This window comes from Aeromonas sp. ZOR0002, assembly GCF_963866995.1.
GTDB classification, from domain to species: Bacteria; Pseudomonadota; Gammaproteobacteria; order Enterobacterales; family Aeromonadaceae; genus Aeromonas; species Aeromonas caviae.
The window spans coordinates 8,904-12,858 of the sequence record NZ_CAWMFQ010000192.1; the positions used below are offsets into that span (position 1 = coordinate 8,904).

Genomic DNA, 3,955 nt, shown 5'->3' on the forward strand with positions numbered 1-3,955 from the left:
AGCCATGGCATCGACTTCTCCCGGGAGCCCTTCGATCTCGCCATCGTCTACCAGCCCTGCCTGGGGCGCTATCCCCACAGTCAGCCCCTGTTTCGGGAACGGCTGACCCCGGTCTGCGCCCCGGCGTTTGCCGCCAAGCATCGTCTGTTCGAGCGCGACCTGAACGAGCTGCCCCTGCTGCCCCTCATCCATGCCAGCGCCGATAGGCGGGATTGGCGCAACTGGTTCGCCGCCTTCCTCGACATCCCCTGGCAGCCCCAGGGGGGGCAGCTGTTCGATACCCTGGACTTGGCGATGAATGCCGCCTTGCAGGGGTTTGGCCTCTCTCTCGGGGATCCCACCATAGTGGCCGAGGAGCTGGAGAGCGGCGCCCTGGTCGCTCCCTTCACCCCCGTGCTGGAGACGGATCACGAATACGCCCTGATCGCCCGGCCCGACAGCCAGCGCCACGGGGTGCAGCGAGTCTGTCACTGGCTGCTGGAGGGGGAGGGTCATCCCTGAGGGGACGCGAAATGAAACAGCCCCGCGGGCGGGGCTGTTGTCATGGTGATGGCCGCTGGCCGATTAAAGGGTCACTGGCAGATCTTGTAGTAGACCTCGTTCCAGCGCAGCTGCTCCTTGAGCGCGGGGATGCGGGTGTGCTCGTCGATGACCACAAACTCGATACCCATGATGTCGGCGAAGGTGCGCAGCTGCTCGATGTCCACCGCCTGGGTGAACACCGAGTGGTGGGCGGCGCCCGCCAGGATCCAGGCCTCGGCACTGGTCTGCAGGTCCGGCAGGGGTTTCCACAGGGCGCTGGCCACCGGGAGTTTCGGCATGGCCTCTGGCAGGTCCACCACTTCCAGCTGATTGACCACCAGACGGAAGCGGTTGCCGAGATCGATGAGGCTGGCGTTGACCGCCTTGCCGGCGGGGGCAGCGAACAGCAGGCGGGCCGGATCGGCCTTCTTGCCTATGCCTAAGTGCTGGGCGTCCAGCACGGGTTTGCCTGCGGCGATGGAGGGGCAGACCTCCAGCATGTGGGCCCCCAGCACCAGGTTGTTGCCCGCTTCCAGGTGGTAGGTGTAGTCCTCCATGAAGGAGGCCCCCCCCGCAAGGCCATATCCCATCACTTTCAGGGTGCGCAAGAGGGCCGCGGTCTTCCAGTCCCCTTCTGCCCCAAAACCGAAGCCTTGCTCCATCAGGCGCTGGCAGGCGAGGCCCGGCAGCTGGTGCAGACCATAGAGATCTTCGAAGGTGGTGGTAAAAGCGCCAAAGCCGCCGTCGGTGAGGAACTTCTTCATCCCCAGCTCCTGGCGCGCCGCCTCACGGAGGGAAGTGCGAAGCCCCCCGCCCGCCTGCACCGCCTCGGCCAGGGTGTAGGTCGCCTCATATTCGGCCAGCAGCGTCTCGATGTCGCTCTCGGGCACGGCGTCGATCACCTTGACCAGATCGCCGACCGGGTGGTAGTTCACCTGATAGCCGAACTGGATCTGGGCCTCAATCTTGTCGCCCTCGGTGACCGCCACGTTGCGCATGTTGTCGCCAAAACGGGCGATTTTGAGGTGGCGGCTGTCGTGGATGGCGGCGGCGATGCGCATCCAGTTGCCAATCTTCTGTCTGGCCTCTTCATCCTGCCAGTGACCCACCACCACGGTGCGGGGCAGTCGCAGGCGGGCCCCCATGAAGCCGAACTCGCGTCCGCCGTGGGCGGTCTGGTTCAGGTTCATGAAGTCCATGTCGATCTCGCTCCAGGGGAGATCCCGGTTGAACTGGGTGTGGAACTGCAACAGGGGCTTTTGCAACTGACTCAGCGCCGGGATCCACATCTTGGCGGGGGAGAAGGTGTGCATCCACACCATGAGCCCGGCGCAGCGCTCGTCGTGGTTGGCATCCCGGGCCACCGCGCTGATTTCATCCAGGGTGGTACCTGTGGGTTTGAGCACTATCTTGAGGGGCAGGTTCGCCCCCTCGTTGAGCTGGCTGGCGATGGTATGGGCGTGATCGGCCACCTGCTTCAATGTGGTGGCGCCATACAGGTGCTGGCTGCCGACCAGGAACCACACTTCCAGCTGTTTCATCAATTCCATGAGTTTGTCCTCTTTTAGGCTTTTGTCTGGCCGTAATAGGCGTGTTTGCCATGCTTGCGCTGGTAGTGCTTCTCCAGCAGGTAATCGGGCAGGGGGCGGGCCCCCGGGTTGATCTGGCCGGTGAGCCAGGCCATGCGGGCCACCTCTTCCAGCACCACGGCGTTGTGCACTGCGTCCTCGGCGCTCTTGCCCCAGCTGAAGGGGCCGTGGTTGGCCACAAGCACCCCCGGCATGGTGAGGATGGGGGTCTGCTTGAGGGTCTCGACGATGAGATGACCGGTCAGCCCCTCGTAGTCCTCCTCCACTTCGCCCGGGGTGAGCAGGCGGGAGCAGGGGATCTCGCCGTGAAAGTAGTCGGCCTGGGTGGTGCCGAAAATGGGGATGGCGCGCCCCGCCTGGGCCCAGGCGGTGGCGTGGGTGGAGTGGGTGTGCACCACGCCGCCAAGCTCCGGATAGGCGCGATAGAGCACCAGGTGGGTGGCGGTGTCGGAGGAGGGGCGCAAGGCGCCCTCCACCTGTTTGCCCGCCAGATCCAGCACCACCATGTCCTCGACCCGCATCCGCTCATAGCTGACGCCGCTTGGCTTTATCACCACCAGATTGCGCTCTCGGTCGATGCCGCTCACGTTGCCCCAGGTGAAGGTCACCAGGCCATGGCGCGGCAGATCCAGATTGGCGGCGAGCACCTGATCCTTGAGGGTCTTGAGGTTCATGCCGGCACCCCCCGGTTGTAGAGCGGTTCGGCGGCGGCGCCCCAGGCGAGGTAGCGCTGGTAGAGGCGTTCATACTCGGCGACCCGCTCGGGGTGTGGCTGGTGGGTGCGCTCCACGGCGCTCGCCATGTGGTGCTGGGCCTTGGCCACATCGGCGTGGATCCCGGCCGCCACGGCGGCAAAGATGGCCGCCCCCAGGGCGCAGCACTGATCCGAGGCCACCACCTGGATGGGCCTGTTCATCACGTCGGCGCAGGTCTGCATCACGGTGGTGGACTTGCGGGCGATGCCGCCAAGGGCGATCACCTGCTCTACCGGCACCTGCTGACTGGTCATGCACTCCATGATGCTGCGGGCACCGAAGGCGGTGGAGGCCACCAGGGCGCCGAACAAGTCGGGGGCATCGGTGCCGAGGTTGATCCCAGTGAGGGTGCCCTGCAGGCGCTGGTTGGCATAAGGGGTGCGCCGGCCGTTGAACCAGTCGAGCACCACCGGCAGGTGCGCCAGGTCGCGCTGCTGATCCCAGGCGGCGGCAAGGCTGGGTAACAGGGCCTGCTTGTGGCGCTCGATGGCGGTGCGAAGCTCCGGATACTGGGCGGCGAGGCTGTCCAGGGGCCAGCCGAGCTGGCGCTGATACCAGGCATAGATGTCACCGAACGCCGACTGTCCCGCCTCCAGCCCCACCATGCCCGGCACCACGCTGCCATCCACCTGGCCGCAGATCCCGGCAATGGCCCGATCACCGATGGTGGCCTCGTCGGCGATCAGGATGTCGCAGGTGGAGGTGCCTATCACCTTCACCAGCGCATTGTTGCCGGCCCCGGCTCCCACCGCCCCCATGTGGCAGTCAAAGGCGCCGCCGGCGATCACCACCTCGCAGGAGAGGTGCAGCCGCTCCGCCCACTCCGGGGTCAGGGTGCCGACCGGGAGATCGGCGGTCCAGCTGTCGGTAAAGAGGGGGAAGTCGAGATCCTCCGTCAGCAGGGGATCCAGCGCATTGAGGAAGTCGGCGGGGGGCAGGCCGCCCCAGCTCGGGTGCCAGAGGGACTTGTGACCGGCGGCACAGCGCCCGCGTTTGAGGGTGGCCGGGGCCTGGGTGCCGCTCAGGATGGCGGGTACCCAGTCACACAGCTCGACCCAGTTGCAGGCGGCGGCGCGCACGGCGGCATCG

At 66.2% G+C, this 3,955-nt stretch carries 4 protein-coding genes; 1 reads left to right on the forward strand and 3 read right to left on the reverse strand.

The genetic code is table 11. The annotated features are described in order from the left end of the window. On the forward strand, nt 1-501 hold a 501-nt coding region (locus AACR77_RS11685; RefSeq protein ID WP_231563218.1), incomplete at its 5' end, for a LysR substrate-binding domain-containing protein. 71 nt (nt 502-572) lie between these two features. Here AACR77_RS11685 and araA read toward each other — a convergent pair. The 3 genes from araA to AACR77_RS11700 all read right to left on the reverse strand — a co-directional run. After that, nucleotides 573-2,072 carry an L-arabinose isomerase gene (gene araA, locus AACR77_RS11690; RefSeq protein ID WP_042881610.1) on the reverse strand — a complete coding sequence of 500 codons (1,500 nt, stop codon included), beginning with the start codon at nt 2,070-2,072 and terminating at the stop codon, nt 573-575. 14 nt (nt 2,073-2,086) lie between these two features. Beyond that, on the reverse strand, nt 2,087-2,785 hold the full coding sequence (locus tag AACR77_RS11695; protein WP_042881612.1) for an L-ribulose-5-phosphate 4-epimerase: 699 nt from the start codon (nt 2,783-2,785) through the stop codon (nt 2,087-2,089). Next, on the reverse strand, nt 2,782-3,955 hold a 1,174-nt coding region (locus AACR77_RS11700), incomplete at its 5' end, for a ribulokinase (RefSeq protein ID WP_042881614.1). The genes AACR77_RS11695 and AACR77_RS11700, both read right to left, overlap by 4 nt.

What these genes read in the sequence shown, in the direction of transcription:
- AACR77_RS11695 (WP_042881612.1), bottom strand. Translation starts at nt 2,785, where the DNA reads ATGAACCTCAAGACCCTCAAGGATCAGGTGCTCGCCGCCAATCTGGAT.
- araA (WP_042881610.1), bottom strand. Translation starts at nt 2,072, where the DNA reads ATGGAATTGATGAAACAGCTGGAAGTGTGGTTCCTGGTCGGCAGCCAG.